The organism is Burkholderia sp. BCC0322, from assembly GCF_902833045.1.
Taxonomy (GTDB): domain Bacteria; phylum Pseudomonadota; class Gammaproteobacteria; order Burkholderiales; family Burkholderiaceae; genus Burkholderia.
In genome coordinates this window covers 107,978-124,430 of sequence record NZ_CADFDU010000006.1, presented here as the reverse complement: position 1 = coordinate 124,430, position 16,453 = coordinate 107,978, and the positions used below count along the sequence as shown (strand labels likewise).

Below are 16,453 nucleotides of genomic sequence, written 5' to 3'. Positions count from 1 at the left end.
GATCAGCCGTGCGTCGATGCCATGTACGACGGCTGCGGCTGCACGGGGCCGTCCGCTGTCGGCAGCTTCGAATGGCTCGCATCTTCGATCAGCCTGCCGACGGTCGGATCGATCGCGTCGGTGAACGGCTTCGGATCGATGCCGACCGCCAGCACGACCAGTGCGAGCGACGCGAACATCACGACCTCGCGGCGGTTCAGGTCGGCGAGCTTCGCGATCCGCTGGCTCGCGACCTTGCCGAACACGACGCGCTTGAGCATCCACAGCGTGTACGACGCGCTGAGGATCAGCGTGAGTGCCGCGATGGCGCCGATCCAGAAGTTGAAGCGGATCGCGCCCATGATGACCATGAACTCGCCGACGAACCCCGACGTGCCCGGCAGGCCGACGTTGGCCATCGCGAACAGCACCGTGAAGGTCGCGAAACGCGGCATCACGCCCGCGACGCCGCCATACGCGGCAATCTCGCGCTGCTTGGTGCGATCGACGAGCACGTTCACGCACAACAGCATCGCGCCCGCGACGAAGCCGTACGACACGAGCTGCACGATCGCGCCTTCGACACCGATCCGGTTGAACAGGAAGAGCCCGAGCGTGACGATCCCCATGTGCGCGACCGTCGAATACGCGAGCAGCTTGCCGAGATCGGTCTGCGCGAGCGCGATCAGGCTCGCATAGATGATCGCGAACAGCGACAGCGCGATCACGGCCGGCGCGAAGAAGTGGCTCGCATCGGGCGTGACCGGCAGCGCGAAGCGCAGGAACCCGTAGCCGCCGAGCTTGAGCATCGCGAGCATCAGCGCGGCGCCGGTCGGGCCGTCGGTGTAGACGTCGCTCAGCCACGTGTGGACCGGCCACATCGGCACCTTGACCGCGAATGCGGCGAAGAAGCCGAGGAACACCAGCAACTGCGGTGCGAAGCCGAGCTGCAGCGTGCGCCATACGGCCATGTCGAACGTATGCGACTGCGCGTACAGGTACAGCATCGCCATCAGCAGCAACAGCGAGCCGGCGAACGAGATGAAGAAGAATTTCACGGCCGCGTACACGCGCCGCTCGCGCCCCCACGTGCCGATCAGCAGGTAAAGCGGGATCAGCGTCGCCTCGAAGAAGATGAAGAACAGCAGCCCGTCCTGTGCGACGAACACGCCGACCATCAGCCCCGACAGGATCAGGAACGACGCGTAGTACTGCGCGACGCGTACCGTGACCGACTCCCACGACGCCACCACCACCACGAGCGTCGTGAACGCGGTCAGCACGACGAGCCACAGTGACGCGCCGTCGATGCCGACCCGCCATCCGGAATTGAATGCCGCCAGCCAGTTGCGGCTTTCGACGAACTGCATCGCGGCCGAGTGCGCATCGAAACCGGCAACCAGCGGCGCGACCGCCGCAAGCCCCACCAGCGCGCCGACGAGCGCGATCAGCCGCGTACGGCGTGGATGACGATCGGAACCGGCGCGCAGCAGGCACGCGCCGCACAGGATCGGAGCCCAGATGGCCAGGCTCAGGAAGGGAAAATCATGCATGTCAACAAGGCCTAGATGAAGTCGCGCACTGCATCGGGGACAGGCGGGACGAAAGGAACGAAATCAATTTGAAAGATAGATTTCGTGAATCGCCGGTGTTGGCAAAATGTAAAGCGACATCACCGGAAAACTTGACGTCGCTCAAACGCGATCGGGTTAACCAGCATAAGGCGATTGATTATTTTCTGCAGCGCAGCAGAGCATCATTTTTTAGAAACGGCCTATGCCAATGATTTTTATGCGTAATTTTTTGTATTGCTCGAGGATGCCGATCGGGAAAAACGACGCAGCGCCGCATTTTTGACACTGGCGGTCTATTCCTGAGGGTCGAAACGAGTGAATTGACGCGCTCGAGGACAGCGCGCGTGCGGCTCTCTAACCTTACGTTTAAACTTTCATTTTTATTTCATTCCGCCTTGCGCGATGCACGTCGCGGGAATGGTTGCTCAACCCTCGCCTTCAGGTTTCCGACCGCGATCGCTGATGACTCAGGCGATCCCACATGTTCATCTTCATCCCGCGATGACGATCGCGTTGCGCAAGAAATTGGACGAAGCGGCTGTCACGCGTGGCATGGACCAGCGCCAAAGCGAGCATCATCGCTCCGGCGCCATGGGGCGCGCCGATCATGCCGCTTGCGGCGAGCTGCCGACTTCGATGCGGGCGCCGTGACGATCGCATCGTAGCCATGCACGACATCCAGCAACGCGGCGTGCATGTCGAACGCGAGAAGGAACGGATAGAGCACGAGCCGCAACGCTGGCCGGGCTCCAGCGCGACGCACTGCGCGGTGATCGCGCGGCACTTGCACTTGTGCAGGATCTGCTGGCGCTCGCCATACGCGTATATGCTGGCGACTGTCGCATGCCGGTAACCGCATAGCCGGGCAATGTCGAACGCGTATCGTGCCGAACGATCCGAACCGGCCCGTCGGGCGCCTCGGGCATCCGTCGCGGCGCCCCTGACGCGCCCGCTTCCGTGTTTCCCCTATTTACAGACGGATCCGCGTCCCGTACCATTTGCATATGGTAACGATACCACAAAAGAGATTGACCATTCGCGATATCGCCACGCTTGCCGGTGTGTCGACGTCCACGGTCTCGCGCGTGCTGAACAATTCCGGTTACGTGAAGGCGGAGGTACGCGAGCGCATCGAAACCGTGATATCGCAGACGCACTACACCCCGTCGGAACTGGCGAAGCAGTTGAAGTCCCACCGCTCGGGGCTGATCGGCGTGATCATTCCGAAGATCAACTCCTATACCACGGGCGAAATCGTGGCAGGCATCTCGTCGACGCTCGAACCGCTGCGCTACCAGATGCTGCTGGCCAACACGAACAACTCGGTCGCGGAAGAAGCCGCGGCCTACGATCTGTTCCGCCGGCAGCGGGTTGCGGGCGTCCTGCACCTCGGAACGACCGTCAACGGCGGCCTCGTCGACGCGATCCGCGAAGCGGGCCTGCCGATCGTGATGATCGGGCAGGACGCGAGCCATCTCGGCATCACGAGCGTGATTCAGAACGAGCGCTCGGCGGCACGCCAGATGACCGAGCATCTGCTCGGCCGCGGGCATACGCGCATCGGGCTCGTGACGGTGGGCGAAGAGGATCTCCAGGTCGGCGGCGAGCGAACGGCGGGCTATGGCGACGCATTCCGGGCGCGGGGCATGCCGGTCGATCCGGAGCTGATCGTCCGCGCGAGTTTCCGGGCCGAGGCCGGCGAGGAAGCGGCGGAACGCCTGCTGCGGATGACGGGCGACGCGCGCTGCACGGCGATTCTGGCGGTGACCGACCGGCTCGCGGTCGGCGTGATGGCCTGCCTGCACGACCGGGGCATCCGCGTACCCGACGACATGGCGGTCGCGGGCATGGGCGATAGCGACATGGCGCGCATGGTGCGCCCTGCCCTGTCGACCGTGCATTACGACTACGCCGACACGGGCGCGGAGGCTGCCCGGCTGATGCTGGAAATGCGCGAGACCAAGAACGGCAAGGTGTCGCGTGCCGTGATGCCGTACCGGCTCGTGCTGCGCCGGAGTACCTGACCGGACGCGCGAGGCGCTGGCGTCCGGCTGAAAGCCCGACGAACGAACCGATCCGGGCATCAGAGACGATGATGTGGTATCGATACCATATGGCATCGATACCACATCGACCACTCAAGGAGGAGAACATGACTGAAATCGAAACCGCACATGCGTTGCTGCCGCTGATCGGCGGCGCCGCGAACGTCGCGCGGCTCTCGCACTGCGCGACCCGGCTGAGGCTCGTCGTCCACGACGCGGACAAGGTCGACAATGGCGCGATCGGCGCGATCGATCTCGTGAAAGGATCGTTCAGCGGCGCCGGACAGGTTCAGATCATCATTGGCCAGGGCATCGTGGAAAAAGTCCACGACGCCCTGCAGCCGCTGCTGGGCGCGTCGGCCGCCGGATCGCTCGACGCGCTGAAGCAGGAGGCCGTGGCGCGGCAAAACCCGGCACAGAAGCTGGCGCGCACGCTGTCGAACATCTTCGTGCCGATCATTCCGGTGATCGTCGCATCCGGCCTGCTGATGGGTCTGCTCGGCATGCTGAAAAGCATGGGCTGGGTCGCCGGCAACAGCGCCGGCTTCCAGATCCTGAATATCTTCGCGAGCACGGCGTTCGTGTTCCTGCCGATCCTGATCGCCTTCTCGGCGGCCCGCGATTTCGGCGTTTCGCCGTTTCTCGCGGCGGCGCTCGCCGGCATCATGATCCATCCCGAGTTGCAGAATGCGTGGACGCTCGGCACCGGCGTCCATGAATACTGGAATCTGTTCGGGCTGCATATCGCGAAGGTCGGCTATCAGGGCACCGTCCTGCCGATCCTGCTGGCCGTCTGGATGATGTCGTGGATCGAGCGGGGCCTGAAGCGGTGCATCCCGGCCTCGATCGACCTGATCTTCACGCCGTTCCTGACGCTACTGATTTCGGGCGCGATCGCGCTGACCGTGGTCGGCCCGATCGGGCGCGCGCTCGGCGACGGCCTGTCGTTCGGCCTGCAGGCGATCTACCAGCACGGCGGCGCGCTTGCGGGAATCCTGTTCGGCGGCCTGTATTCGATGATCGTCATCACGGGCATCCACCACAGCTTCCATGCGATCGAGGCAGGCCTGCTCGCCAGTCCGGCGATCGGCATCAATTTCCTGCTGCCGATCTGGTCGATGGCCAATGTCGCGCAAGGCGGCGCGGCGCTCGCCGTGTTCTTCACCACGCGCGACGACAAGATCCGCCAGGTTGCGATACCCGCCGCACTGTCGTGCCTGGCAGGCATTACCGAAGCCGCGATCTTCGGCGTCAACCTGCGGTTCTTCTGGCCATTCGTGTTCGCGGCGATCGGCGGCGCGGTCGGCGGCGGCTGGGTAGTGGCGACGCACGTCGGCATGACGGGGCTCGGCCTGACGGCTTTGCCCGGGCTCGCGATCGTGCGCCCGGATGGCCTGGTCAACTACGTGATCGGCGGCGTGCTCGCGTTTTCGGTCGCATTCGCCGGGACCTGGCTGCGCAGCGTCGGCATGAAGAAGCCCTATGGAGAGCTGTCCGGTGCGTGACATGACCAAGCTCGACATCCGCGACGACCGCTGGCGGCCGTCGTTCCATCTGTGCCCGCCGTACGGACTGATCAACGACCCGAACGGCCTGATTTACTGGCAATGCGCTTACCACGTCTTCTACCAATGGAATCCGGACGGCTGCGTGCATCAGAACAAGCATTGGGCGCATGTTGTCAGCACCGACCTGATTCATTGGCAGTCCTTGCCGATCGCGCTGGCGCCGGATAGGCCGTACGACGCGCAGGGCTGCTATTCGGGCTGCGCGATCGACGTGGACGACGCGATGCTGCTGATGTACACGGGCAACGTGCGCGACGACTCGGGCGGCCGCGCGAGCCATCAGTGCCTCGCGCGCTCGTCCGACGGCGTGCGGTTCGAGAAGCTCGGGCCGGTGATCGACGGCGCGCCGTCCGGCTATACCGATCATTTCCGCGATCCGAAAGTGTGGCGGCAGAACGGTGCATGGCATGCCGTCTTCGGTGCCCAGCGCAACGATCTGAAGGGAACCGTCGTGCTCGCGACGAGCCCGGATCTGCGTACGTGGCGCATCGTCGGCGAGCTGCTCGCGCCGACCGATGCCTGCTACATGATCGAATGCCCGGATCTGTTCGCGCTGGACGACGAACACGTACTGATCTGCTGCCAGCAGATCGAGGAAGCGCGCAGCGGCGCCCCGTACCGCGAGGATCGGGCCGGCTATCTGGTCGGCCGACTCGACGTGAATGCCGCGACGTTCGCGCACGGCGGCTTCCGGATGCTCGACCACGGCTTCGATTTCTATGCGCCGCAGACGCTGCACGCGCCCGACGGGCGTCGGCTGATGATCGGCTGGATGGGGCTGCCGTCCCGGCCGGATACGCCGACCGTCGCGGCCGGCTGGACGCACTGCCTGACGTTCCCGCGCGAACTGCGCGTCGAGAACGGGCAGTTGCGGCAGCAACCGCTGCGCGAACTCGAGCGTCTGCGCGGGCCGCTAGTCGGGGTGCCGGAGACCCGGCTTGCCGCCGGCGAATCGTTGACGCTGCCGCCATCACCGGGCGCGGCGTGGGAACTGGACATGTCGATCCGCGCGGAAGCCGGCGCGGACTGGGTACTGCACCTGTTCGACAGCGACGCGCAAGCGTTGCGCGTCGTTCGCGACGGTCGCCGCGGCCGGCTCACGCTCGTCCGGCACTGTCCCGCGGCCGGGCAGTTCGACGAACACGCGGCCTATGAAACCGCATCCGACCTCACCCGGCTGCGGCTGTTCGTCGATGGCAGTGCGGTCGAGCTGTTCGTCAACGACGGCGAAGCGGTCTTCACGACGCGCTGCTACCCGACATCGGCAACAACGTCGCCACGCGTGAGCGCCACCCAGCCGCTGACGCTGCACGACACCCGTATGTGGCCCCTACAAAAAAGAGACGCGTAGCAACGCCGTTCTCGCCAATCAATACCCATCAGAGGTTTGGAGACAGACATGAAAACGTGGATCGGCGCGCTGATCGCGTCCGTATCGCTTTACCCGTACGCAAGCGCGTTCGCGGTGGATCTCGGCGACGATTTCCAGTTCAACGGCTATGTCCGCGCGGGCTTCGTATCGGAGCACAGGACCAACGGCGGCGACGTCAACAAATACGCGCTCGGCAACGGTGGCGAAGAGTTCCGCCTCGGCAACGAAGGCGATACGTACACGGAACTCGGTCTCAGGAAAACGTTTCATTTCGACGGCGGCATCACGTGGTCCGCCGCGTATACCGCGACCTACTGGAATCCCGACGCGAACCGCTTCGTGAGCAGCCACGGACAGTACTTCGCCAAGGAGGCGTACGTGACGACGAGCGGCTACGCGTTCTCGCCGTCGACAATCTTCTGGGCCGGCAAACGCTACATCGAGCGCGAGGATGTCCATATCGTCGATCACTTCTTCTACAGCGTCGGCGGCCCGACGATCGATCCCGGCATCGGCGCGACCAACATTCCGCTCGGCGCGACGGCCCGGCTCGGCGTCAGCGTGTTCCGCAGCCAGCAGCATTACAGCCCGACCCTGAACCGGAAGGACGCGACCCGCATGAACGTCGACGTCTACGACATTCCGGTTGGGTCCGAGGGCAAGCTTCGCGTGATCGGCGAGGTGCTGCGCGGCGATTTCCCCGGCGGCTCGTTCGGCGGCGCGCTGACGCTCAAGTACGACAAGGCCAATTTCCTGCTGCCCGGCGTCACGAATTCGGTGTGGCTGCAAGGCAGCACCGGCTATGCGTCGCTCGAAACGGGATTCGGCGATCTGACCCAGCCGAACGGCACGCGCAGCGTGCGACTGCTCGACTCCATTACCTGGCAGCTCGGCCGCTTCGGCGGCCAGGCGCTTGCCGAGTACCAGCGCGGGCAAGGCGCGCATGGTTCGGGCAGCACGACGGGCACCTCGTTCGGCGGACGGGTGTCGTACGCGGTCGCGCGCTACGTGAAGCTGTTGTCGGAGTGCGGCTGGTCGACGCTGCGCGTCAACGGCGGCCCGTTGCAGAAGCTCGACAAATATACGGCGGCGATCGCGTTCAGCACCGGCCCCGAGTTCATGACCCGCCCCGAACTGCGGTTCTACGCGACCCGTGTTGCGTGGAATCAGGCTGCACTCGACGCGCAGGGCGCGAACTGGGGTTCGTGGTCAGCCGGCCGGCAATCGACAAACATGTTCGGGGTTCAGGTCGAAAGCTGGTGGTGATCCGTCAACGCAGCAGTTTCATATTCACGATGCAATTCATCTGGAGTGCAATATGTCGACTCAATCGAATCACGTCACCGTGCTGGCGCCGCTCTCCGGGACGATCGTCCCGATCGAGGACGTGCCGGATCCCGCCTTCGCGCAAAAGATGGTCGGCGACGGCCTGTCGATCGATCCGGAAACCGACGTCGTCCTGGCGCCGATCGACGGCCGGGTCATCGATCTGCACGCATCCCGGCACGCGGTCGTCATCGAGGGCGATGCGGGCATCAGGATCATGGTGCATGTCGGCATCGACACGGTCATGCTCGACGGCGAGGGTTTCGAAGCACTCGTGCGCAAGGGCGACGACGTGCGCGCCGGGCAACCTCTGTTGCGCGTCGATTTCGCGCACGTCGCCGCGCACGCGGCGAGCGTGCTAACGGAAATCGTCGTCGTCAACGGCGAATGCGTGTCGCAAATCGACAAACGCGACGGCCTCGTCGAAGCCGGCAAGAGCGTGCTGCTGACGCTGCATCTCGCGGCGCGCGAGAACGAAGGCCCTGCGCCCGAACCGGACGGCGAGTGGCTGTATGCGCCGTTCGTCGAACTGCCGAATCCGGCGGGCCTGCATGCGCGGCCGGCTGCCGTGCTGGCCAGGGAAGCCCGGCCATTCTCCGCGCACATCGTGCTGTCGTGCGGGACGCTCGGCGCGGATGCCAAATCGGCCGTCGAGGTGATGGCGCTCGCGACGCGGCAAGGCGATCCAGTCCGGCTGAGCGCGCGCGGCCGCGACGCCGCGCAGGCGCTCGACCGGCTCGTGGGCGTGCTGCGGGATGGCTGCGGCGAGCGTCTCGAGCGCGTCGCCGCGGCCGCGCCGTCCGGGCTGGCCACGACGCGCAGCGCGGCGCCGGCGACCGGTCCGGCGGACGGCACATTCGCGGGCGTGCCCGCGTCGCCGGGGCTCGCGCTCGGCCGCATCGTGCAGTGGCGCGCCGCCGAACTCGAATTCGACGAGACCGGCGGCACCTTCGACGACGAACGGGCGCGCCTGTTCGCTGCGCTGCGGCTGGCGGCCGAGCAGATACAGGCACTGATGGCCGGTCGCGGCGAAGCCGGCGCCTGTCAGGCCGAGATCATGGAAGCGCATCTCGCGTTGCTCGACGATCCGGCGCTGATCGATGCCGCGGAAGCCGCGTTGCGGGCCGGCTCGAACGCGCCGGGCGCGTGGCACCAGGCATGCCGGGCGGTGGCCGAACAGCTGGCCGCGCATGCGAGCCCGCTGCTGCGCGAACGGGCGTCGGACATCCGCGATGTCGGCCTGCGCGTGACGTCCCTGCTGACCGGCGTGCGACGCGCGCCGCCGGCGCTGGACACGCAGTCGATCGTGCTGGCCGACGACCTGACGCCGTCGGACACGGTCGCGCTGGATCGCGACCGGGTCGTCGGCCTGTGCACGGCATCGGGCGGGCCGACCAGCCACGTGGCAATTCTGGCGCGGTCGATGGGAATTCCGGCGATCTGCGGCATCGATACGGCGGCGCTATCGCTGAGCGACGGCGTGACCGCGGTGCTCGACGGCACGGCGGGTACGCTCCGGATCGATCCCGATCCGGCGCTGCTCGCCGACGTGACGCGGCGCATGGACGCAGCCGCCGCGCAGCGCAGCGCGAACGAGCGGGACGCGCACCGGATCGGCAGCACGCGCGACGGCCATCGCGTGGAGGTCGTCGCGAACGTGCGCGACGCGGCGGACACCAGGCAGGCGCTGGCGGCCGGCGCCGAAGGCGTCGGGCTGCTGCGTTCGGAATTCCTGTTCGAGGATCGGGCGGCCGCGCCGGGCGAGGACGAGCAGGCGGCCGCCTACGAGGCGGTCGCGGCCGAACTCGGCCGGCACCGTAAGTTCGTGGTCCGCACGCTCGACGTCGGCGGCGACAAGCCGCTGCGCTACCTGCCGCTTCCGAAGGAGACCAATCCGTTTCTCGGCCTGCGGGGCATCCGCGTCAGCCTCGCCTACCCGGATCTGTTCCGCAGCCAGTTGCGCGCGATGCTGCGCGCGGCGCCCCACGGAGATCTCCACGTCATGTTCCCGATGGTGTCCGATCTCGACGAGGTGCTGGCGGCGAAACGTATCCTGCGGGAGGAACAGCAAACGTGTCCGCATCCCGTCAAGATCGGCGTGATGGTCGAAGTACCGGCCGCCGTCGCGATCGTCGAGGCGCTGGCGCAGGAAGTCGACTTCTTTTCGATCGGCACCAACGACCTTGCGCAATATACGCTGGCGATCGATCGCGGCCACGCGAAGCTGTCGGCGCAGGTGGATACGCTGCATCCGGCCGTGCTGAAGATGATCGACCTGACGGTGTCGGGCGCGCACGCGCACGGGAAATGGGTCGGCGTCTGCGGCGCGATGGCTTCCGATCCCGCCGCGACGGCGCTTCTCGTCGGACTCGGTGTCGACGAGTTGTCGGTCAGCGTGCCGGCGATCGCCGCAATCAAGGCGGAACTGGCGACGCTCGATTTCGATGCCTGCCGGACGCTGGCCCGGCATGCGCTGACGCTCGGCAGCGCTGCACAGGTGCGCCACGCAATCGCGAACTGACCGGGCGAACGCTCCACGACGCGCGTGTCGCGCGTCCACTCACCCCGTTTGTCAAACATGGATTCAATACCTGCACGATGACTACTTCCGCTTCTTTATCCGCGCTCGATCAGCCGCTCGACATGGTGATCTTCGGCGGCGCCGGCGACCTGTCCGCGCGCAAGCTGTTGCCGGCGCTCTACATGGCGCACCTGCACGGCAGCCTGCCCGACGCGACGCGCATCATCGCGGTAGGCCGCAGCGACTGGTCGCGCGAGCGCTACCTGGACTTCGTCGAGCAGCGCTCGCGGCCGTTCGTCGACGACCACGCGCTGAATCCGCAAGCGTGGGAAAGCTTCCTGTCGCGCTTCGACTATGCGTGCGTCGACGTCGGCGTCGCGGACGCGTACGGCCATCTCGCCGGGAAGATGCGCGGCGACGCGTTGCGCGTGTTCTATCTCGCGACCGCGCCGAGCCTGTTCGAGACGGTGTGCGACAACCTGGCCCGCTGCGGACTGGTCGACGACCGCGCACGGGTCGTGCTGGAGAAGCCGCTCGGACACGACCTCGCGTCGGCGAAGGCCATCAACGCATCGGTCGGGCGCCACTTCCCGGAAGACCGCATCTACCGGATCGACCACTATCTCGGCAAGGAGACCGTGCAGAACCTGATGGTGCTGCGCTTCGGCAACGCGATCTTCGGGCCGCTGTGGCAGACGCCGTATATCAAGAGCGTGCAGATCACGGTCGCGGAATCGGTCGGCGTCGGCAGCCGTGCGGGTTTCTACGACGACACCGGCGCGATGCGCGACATGGTTCAGAACCACCTGCTGCAACTGCTGTGCATCGTCGCGATGGAGCCGCCGGTCTCGCTCGATCCCGATGCGATCCGGGACGAGAAGCTGAAGGTGCTGCGTTCGCTGCGGCCGATGACGCCCGAGACGATCGCCCGCGACACGGTGCGCGGCCAGTACACGGCGGGCGCGGTGGACGGCGAATCGGTCAACGGATACCAGGACGAGACCGACGTGCCGGCCGGCAGCGGCACGGAAACCTTCGTCGCCCTGCGCGCGCAAATCAACAACTGGCGCTGGGCCAACGTGCCGTTCTTTCTACGGACCGGGAAGCGGTTGCGCGAGCGGCGTTCGGAGATCGTCATCGAGTTCGCGGACATGCCGTTCTCGATCATTCCGCATGGGCCGTACAGTCACGGAAACCGCCTCGTGATCCAGCTCCAGCCCGAGGAATCGATCCAGTTGCAGATGCTCGCGAAGGAGCCGGGCAGCGGCTTGCAGGTGCTGCCGGTCAACCTGAATCTCGATTTGCAGCAGGCGCTCGCCGGGCGCCGGGCCGAAGCATACGAGCGCCTGCTGATCGACGTGATTCGCGGCCGCCTGACGCATTTCATGCGTTGCGACGAACTCGAGGCGGCCTGGGCCTGGGTCGATCCGATCCTCAAGGGCTGGAAGTCCCTCGGCGACAAGCCGCGCGGCTATATCGCCGGCACCTTCGGACCGGCGGCATCGTCCGCGCTGATGGCGCGCGAAAACATGGTCTGGTCCGAGGAGATCTGAGCGCGCGGCGGCGATGCCGGCCAGCGGCTTGCGCCGCGCCGGTCGACCTTGCTTCGCCTTGCTCCGCGCGCCCTGCTTCACGCCCTTGCCGCGCGGCGCCTCCTTCTCCGGCACCGCGCCGCCGTTGAACTGTTCGAGACACGACAGCGCATCCACGTGAGACAGGAACCGGGCTAGCTGATGGGCCGAAAAAGAAAAAGCCCCGCAAGTCCGAGAACTTGCGGGGCTTTGTCACCGCTTTTGGCGGAGACGGAGGGATTCGAACCCTCGATCCAGGTTTTGGCCCAGATGCTCCCTTAGCAGGGGAGTGCCTTCGACCTCTCGGCCACGTCTCCCAAACTTTCGCTCGCACCAGGGAGGCAGTGCGACGAGAACGAAATAGTATAGGGTTTCGAACCGCCCGTCAATTTCCGTGATGCATTTTCTTCAATGCATCACGAAAAATTCACGATGCCTGATCGAGTTCGAATGCCTTGTGCAGCGCGCGGACGGCCAGCTCCATGTATTTCTCGTCGATCAGCACCGAAATCTTGATTTCGGACGTCGAGATCATCTGGATGTTGATGCCCTCTTCCGACAGCGTGCGGAACATCTTGCTCGCGACGCCCACGTGCGACCGCATGCCGACGCCGACGACCGACACCTTCGACACCTTCGGGTCGCCCTGCACCTGCTCGGCATTCACGTGGCCCTTCACCTGGTTGGTGAGGATGTCCATCGCCTTCTGGTAGTCGCCACGGCCGACCGTGAACGTGAAGTCGGTTTTGCCCTGGACGCTCTGGTTCTGGATGATCATGTCGACGTCGACGTTCGCATCCGCGACCGGGCCGAGGATCTGATATGCAATGCCCGGCTTGTCGGGCACGCCCATCACAGCAATGCGTGCTTCGTCGCGCTGGAACGCGATGCCGGAAATGACTGCCTTTTCCATGGTCTCGTCTTCTTCAAAAGTAATCAGGGTGCCCGAGCGCATTTCTTCGTCGAGCGCAATCAGCGGATCGGTCAGGCTCGACAGCACACGCGTCTTCACCTGGTATTTGCCAGCGAATTCGACCGAGCGGATCTGCAGGACCTTCGAGCCGAGGCTGGCCATTTCCAGCATTTCCTCGAACGTCACGCGATCGAGGCGTCGCGCCTCTTCGACGACGCGCGGATCCGTCGTGTAGACGCCGTCGACGTCCGTATAAATCAGGCACTCTTCGGCACCCAGCGCAGCCGCGACCGCCACCGCCGACGTATCCGAGCCGCCACGGCCCAGCGTCGTGATGTGACCGTCCGGATCGACGCCCTGGAAGCCGGTGATGATCACGACCTTGCCTGCATTCAGATCGGCCTTCACGCGTTCGTCATCGATCGAGTGAATGCGCGCTTTCGTGAACGCGCTGTCGGTCTTGATCGGCACTTGCCAGCCGGCGTAGCTCACGGCCTCGACGCCGATTTCCTGCAGCGCGATCGACAGCAGGCCGACGCTGACCTGCTCGCCCGTCGACGCGATCATGTCGAGCTCGCGCGGGCTCGGCTGGCTCGAAATCTCTTTCGCAAGACCGAGCAGACGGTTGGTTTCGCCGGACATCGCCGAAGGCACGACCACCATCTGGTGCCCGGCCTGATGCCATTTTGCGACGCGTTTCGCGACGTTCTTGATGCGCTCGACCGAGCCCATCGAAGTGCCGCCGTATTTGTGTACGATGAGTGCCATTGTCGTTCTGAACTGGAGGAGAAACCGCACGGGCGCGCTGGGCAGGCCGCGTAGCCGTTCGGTCACGCGGCTTGTGGCTGTGGACGGACGACGAGGGGGACGGCTGGGACGCAACACGCAAGCGTGACGGATTTTGCCCGGAAGGCCGATCAGGCCGCGCAAACCGGGTACGTCACGCGGAAAACCTGCACAAATCGCTCAAAAATCGAGCCGAGCAAACGTCCGAGCGTACCCGATAGAGGCCTGCTTGACAAGCCGCTCGCGGCGTCCGGGGCCGTTCCGGCGCTGTTTACCAAATGGTGAAAATGGGCGTGCCATCGCGCCGCGGGTGGCCTGCCGCCGTCATGCGATCAGCAGGTCCGGACGCCACTCGATCCGGCGCCACGCGCCGTCGCCGGGCGCCCCGCCACCGGTCACGCCGGCATCGCGGTTCACGCCGAGGCGCGGCACGTAGATCAGCAAGTCGCCAGCGAACAACAGCGGCACGTCGCGCTGCCACGCGGGCACGCCGCGCTCCTGGAACAGGTTCTTCAGCGTACGGCCGGGGCCGCCCGGCGACGTGCGCATCCGCTCGCCGCCCGCGCGGGCACGCGCCACCAGCCGCGCGTCGCGCAGCAGCGCCTCCGGCAATGCATCGGCGCTTCCCGGATCGGCCGGCGCGAACACGAACGTGCCGCGCCAACCCGGCAGGTGCCAGACTTCCTGCCCGTCCCACGCGAGCACCGCTTCCGGATACGGGCTCCCGGTGCCGTCATCGGCCGGTTCGCTGCTGTCGCCCGCTTCCCAGTAAACGACATCGCGATAAAGGCGCAGGCATTGCCCCGCGTGATCGACGCGCAGCGCATGGGCGACATGTGTGGCGCGCAACTGCCGCATCATGTTGGCGAGCCGGGCCGCCGACGCACCCGGCAGACCGAGCCGGCGCATCCAGAAGCGCAGCAGGTTCGCGCCGCGCGTATCGTCGAACGCGACCAGCGCGTCGCGCGACAGCGCCTGCCCGTCATCGCGCGCGGCCACGGCAAAGTCGAGTTCGGCCAGATCGTCGAGCAGTCGCTGTGCGGCCGCCGCATGCTGGGCCGCACGGCCGAGCGCGTCGCGAAAGCCCGGGAAATGCACGGCCAGCGCCGGCAGCACGTCGATGCGCAGCGCATTGCGCGCGTAGCGCGTGTCATTGTTCGACTCGTCGTCGATCCATGCCAGGTCGTGCTGCGTCGCATAGCGCTCGAGTTGCGCTCGCAACAGTCGCAGCAGCGGCCGCACACGCTCGACGCTCACGCCGTCAGGACGGTAGCGCGGCGCCATGGCGGCAAGCCCCGCGATTCCCGCGCCGCGCAACAACTGCAGCAACACGGTCTCGGCCTGGTCGTCCGCATGCTGCGCGAGCCACAGCGCAGCCGCGCCGTGGCGTTCGCACATCTCGTCGAGCGCCGCATAGCGTCGCTCGCGCGCCGTCGCCTCGACACCCAGGCCGCTGTCGCGCGGCACGTCGACGCGCATCGACTCGAATGCGACACCGAGCCGTGCCGCACTCGCCTCGGCATGTGCGACCCACGCGTCGGCATTCGCACTCAGCCCGTGATGCACGTGCAGCGCGACGCAGCGCCACGCGCCCGCGACGCGCACTGCCGCGTCGAGCAGCACCGTCGAGTCGAGGCCGCCGCTGTACGCGATCGCGATGCGTGCATCGGGCGGCATGCCGGAAAGCGCAACGCCGACCGCGTCGAGGACGACGCGGTCGGCGGAGAATTCGGTTGGCGGAATCACGAGCGGAACGCGCGCATAGCGGCGCGCGAATGGAGGACGCAGCCGGTCATACGCCCGGCGTGGTTTCCTTGAACTTGCCGTAGGCCATCAGGCGCTCGAAGCGGCGCTCGCGCAGCGCATCGATACTCATGCCCTGGAACTGGCGCAGCGAATCGGCCAGCGCACGGCGCAGCAGCGCAGCCATGCCCTTCGGATCGCGATGCGCGCCGCCGAGCGGTTCGTTGATGATCTTGTCGATCAGGCCCAGCGCCTTCAGGCGGTGCGCGGTCAGGCCCAGCGCTTCCGCTGCTTCCGGCGCCTTCGCGGCGCTCTTCCACAGGATCGACGCGCAGCCTTCCGGCGAGATCACAGAGTAGGTCGAGAATTGCAGCATCATCACAGTGTCGGCCACCGCGATCGCGAGCGCGCCGCCCGAACCGCCCTCGCCGATCACCGTCGTGATGATCGGCGTCTTCAGCTCGGCCATCACGTACAGGTTGCGGCCGATCGCCTCCGACTGGCCGCGCTCTTCCGCGCCGATGCCCGGGTACGCGCCCGGCGTGTCGACGAACGTGAAGATCGGCAGACCGAACTTCTCGGCGAGACGCATCAGGCGTTCGGCCTTGCGATAGCCTTCCGGACGCGGCATCCCGAAGTTGCGCGCGGCGCGCTCCTTCGTGTCGCGGCCCTTCTGGTGACCGATCACCATGCACGGATGGCCGCCGAAGCGCGCGAGACCGCCGACGATCGACAGATCGTCCGCGAATGCCCGGTCGCCGTGCAGTTCGTGAAAATCGGTAAACAGCTCCGCAACGTAATCGAGCGTGTACGGACGCTGCGGATGCCGCGCGATCTGCGAAACCTGCCACGGCGACAGGTTCGCGTAGAGGTCTTTCGTCAGTTGCTGGCTTTTCTTCGACAGCCGCTCGATTTCTTCCGAAATGTCGACAGCCGAGTCGTCCTGCACGAATCGCAGCTCTTCGATCTTGGCCTCGAGTTCGGCGATCGGCTGTTCGAAATCCAGAAACGTGGTCTTCATGTGTTCGAATCCTTGGGTCTTGCGGCAGCGCGTA

General features: G+C 66.0%; 11 protein-coding genes, 1 tRNA gene and 1 pseudogene. 7 read left to right on the top strand and 6 right to left on the bottom strand.

The window, feature by feature from the left end; all coding sequences use genetic code 11:
* Positions 1–2 precede the first annotated feature (2 nt).
* Positions 3–1,532, bottom strand: coding sequence for an NADH-quinone oxidoreductase subunit M (locus HWX39_RS18805; protein ID WP_175969475.1), 1,530 nt, complete (start codon positions 1,530–1,532; stop codon positions 3–5).
* A 483-nt stretch (positions 1,533–2,015) separates the two neighbouring features.
* Between HWX39_RS18805 and HWX39_RS18800 the strand changes: the two genes are divergently transcribed.
* The 7 genes from HWX39_RS18800 (at position 2,016) to zwf (ending at position 11,938) form a co-directional block, all read left to right on the top strand.
* Complete coding sequence (locus tag HWX39_RS18800) at positions 2,016–2,204, top strand: hypothetical protein (protein ID WP_175969474.1); 189 nt, start codon at positions 2,016–2,018, stop codon at positions 2,202–2,204.
* Positions 2,205–2,581: 377 nt separating this feature from the next.
* Positions 2,582–3,577, top strand: coding sequence for a LacI family DNA-binding transcriptional regulator (locus HWX39_RS18795; protein ID WP_244135053.1), 996 nt, complete (start codon positions 2,582–2,584; stop codon positions 3,575–3,577).
* Positions 3,578–3,705: 128 nt separating this feature from the next.
* Positions 3,706–5,103 carry a sucrose-specific PTS transporter subunit IIBC gene (locus tag HWX39_RS18790; protein ID WP_175969472.1) on the top strand — a complete coding sequence of 466 codons (1,398 nt, stop codon included), beginning with the start codon at positions 3,706–3,708 and terminating at the stop codon, positions 5,101–5,103.
* Between the two features lies 1 nt (position 5,104).
* Entirely contained in the window at positions 5,105–6,517 is a 1,413-nt protein-coding gene (locus tag HWX39_RS18785) for a glycoside hydrolase family 32 protein (protein ID WP_175969471.1), read from the top strand.
* 48 nt (positions 6,518–6,565) lie between these two features.
* The gene (locus HWX39_RS18780) at positions 6,566–7,804 is read left to right on the top strand and encodes a carbohydrate porin (RefSeq protein ID WP_175969470.1); all 1,239 of its coding nucleotides are present in this window, start codon (positions 6,566–6,568) and stop codon (positions 7,802–7,804) included.
* Between the two features lie 52 nt (positions 7,805–7,856).
* On the top strand, positions 7,857–10,385 hold the full coding sequence (ptsP, locus tag HWX39_RS18775; protein ID WP_175969469.1) for a phosphoenolpyruvate--protein phosphotransferase: 2,529 nt from the start codon (positions 7,857–7,859) through the stop codon (positions 10,383–10,385).
* 77 nt (positions 10,386–10,462) lie between these two features.
* Positions 10,463–11,938, top strand: a complete 1,476-nt coding sequence (gene zwf, locus HWX39_RS18770; RefSeq protein WP_175969468.1) for a glucose-6-phosphate dehydrogenase — start codon at positions 10,463–10,465, stop codon at positions 11,936–11,938.
* Between the two features lie 84 nt (positions 11,939–12,022).
* Here zwf and HWX39_RS36325 read toward each other — a convergent pair.
* The 5 genes and pseudogenes from HWX39_RS36325 to HWX39_RS18750 all read right to left on the bottom strand — a co-directional run.
* Positions 12,023–12,115 (bottom strand): annotated as a pseudogene (locus HWX39_RS36325) (DUF2894 domain-containing protein); the annotation flags it as partial.
* A 64-nt stretch (positions 12,116–12,179) separates the two neighbouring features.
* Positions 12,180–12,273, bottom strand: a tRNA-Ser gene (locus HWX39_RS18765).
* A 110-nt stretch (positions 12,274–12,383) separates the two neighbouring features.
* Positions 12,384–13,637, bottom strand: a complete 1,254-nt coding sequence (locus tag HWX39_RS18760) for an aspartate kinase (RefSeq protein ID WP_027787050.1) — start codon at positions 13,635–13,637, stop codon at positions 12,384–12,386.
* A gap of 342 nt (positions 13,638–13,979) precedes the next feature.
* Positions 13,980–15,401 carry a tRNA lysidine(34) synthetase TilS gene (gene tilS / locus HWX39_RS18755; RefSeq protein ID WP_175969467.1) on the bottom strand — a complete coding sequence of 474 codons (1,422 nt, stop codon included), beginning with the start codon at positions 15,399–15,401 and terminating at the stop codon, positions 13,980–13,982.
* A gap of 46 nt (positions 15,402–15,447) precedes the next feature.
* Complete coding sequence (locus HWX39_RS18750) at positions 15,448–16,419, bottom strand: acetyl-CoA carboxylase carboxyltransferase subunit alpha (RefSeq protein ID WP_060023902.1); 972 nt, start codon at positions 16,417–16,419, stop codon at positions 15,448–15,450.
* Positions 16,420–16,453 lie beyond the last annotated feature (34 nt).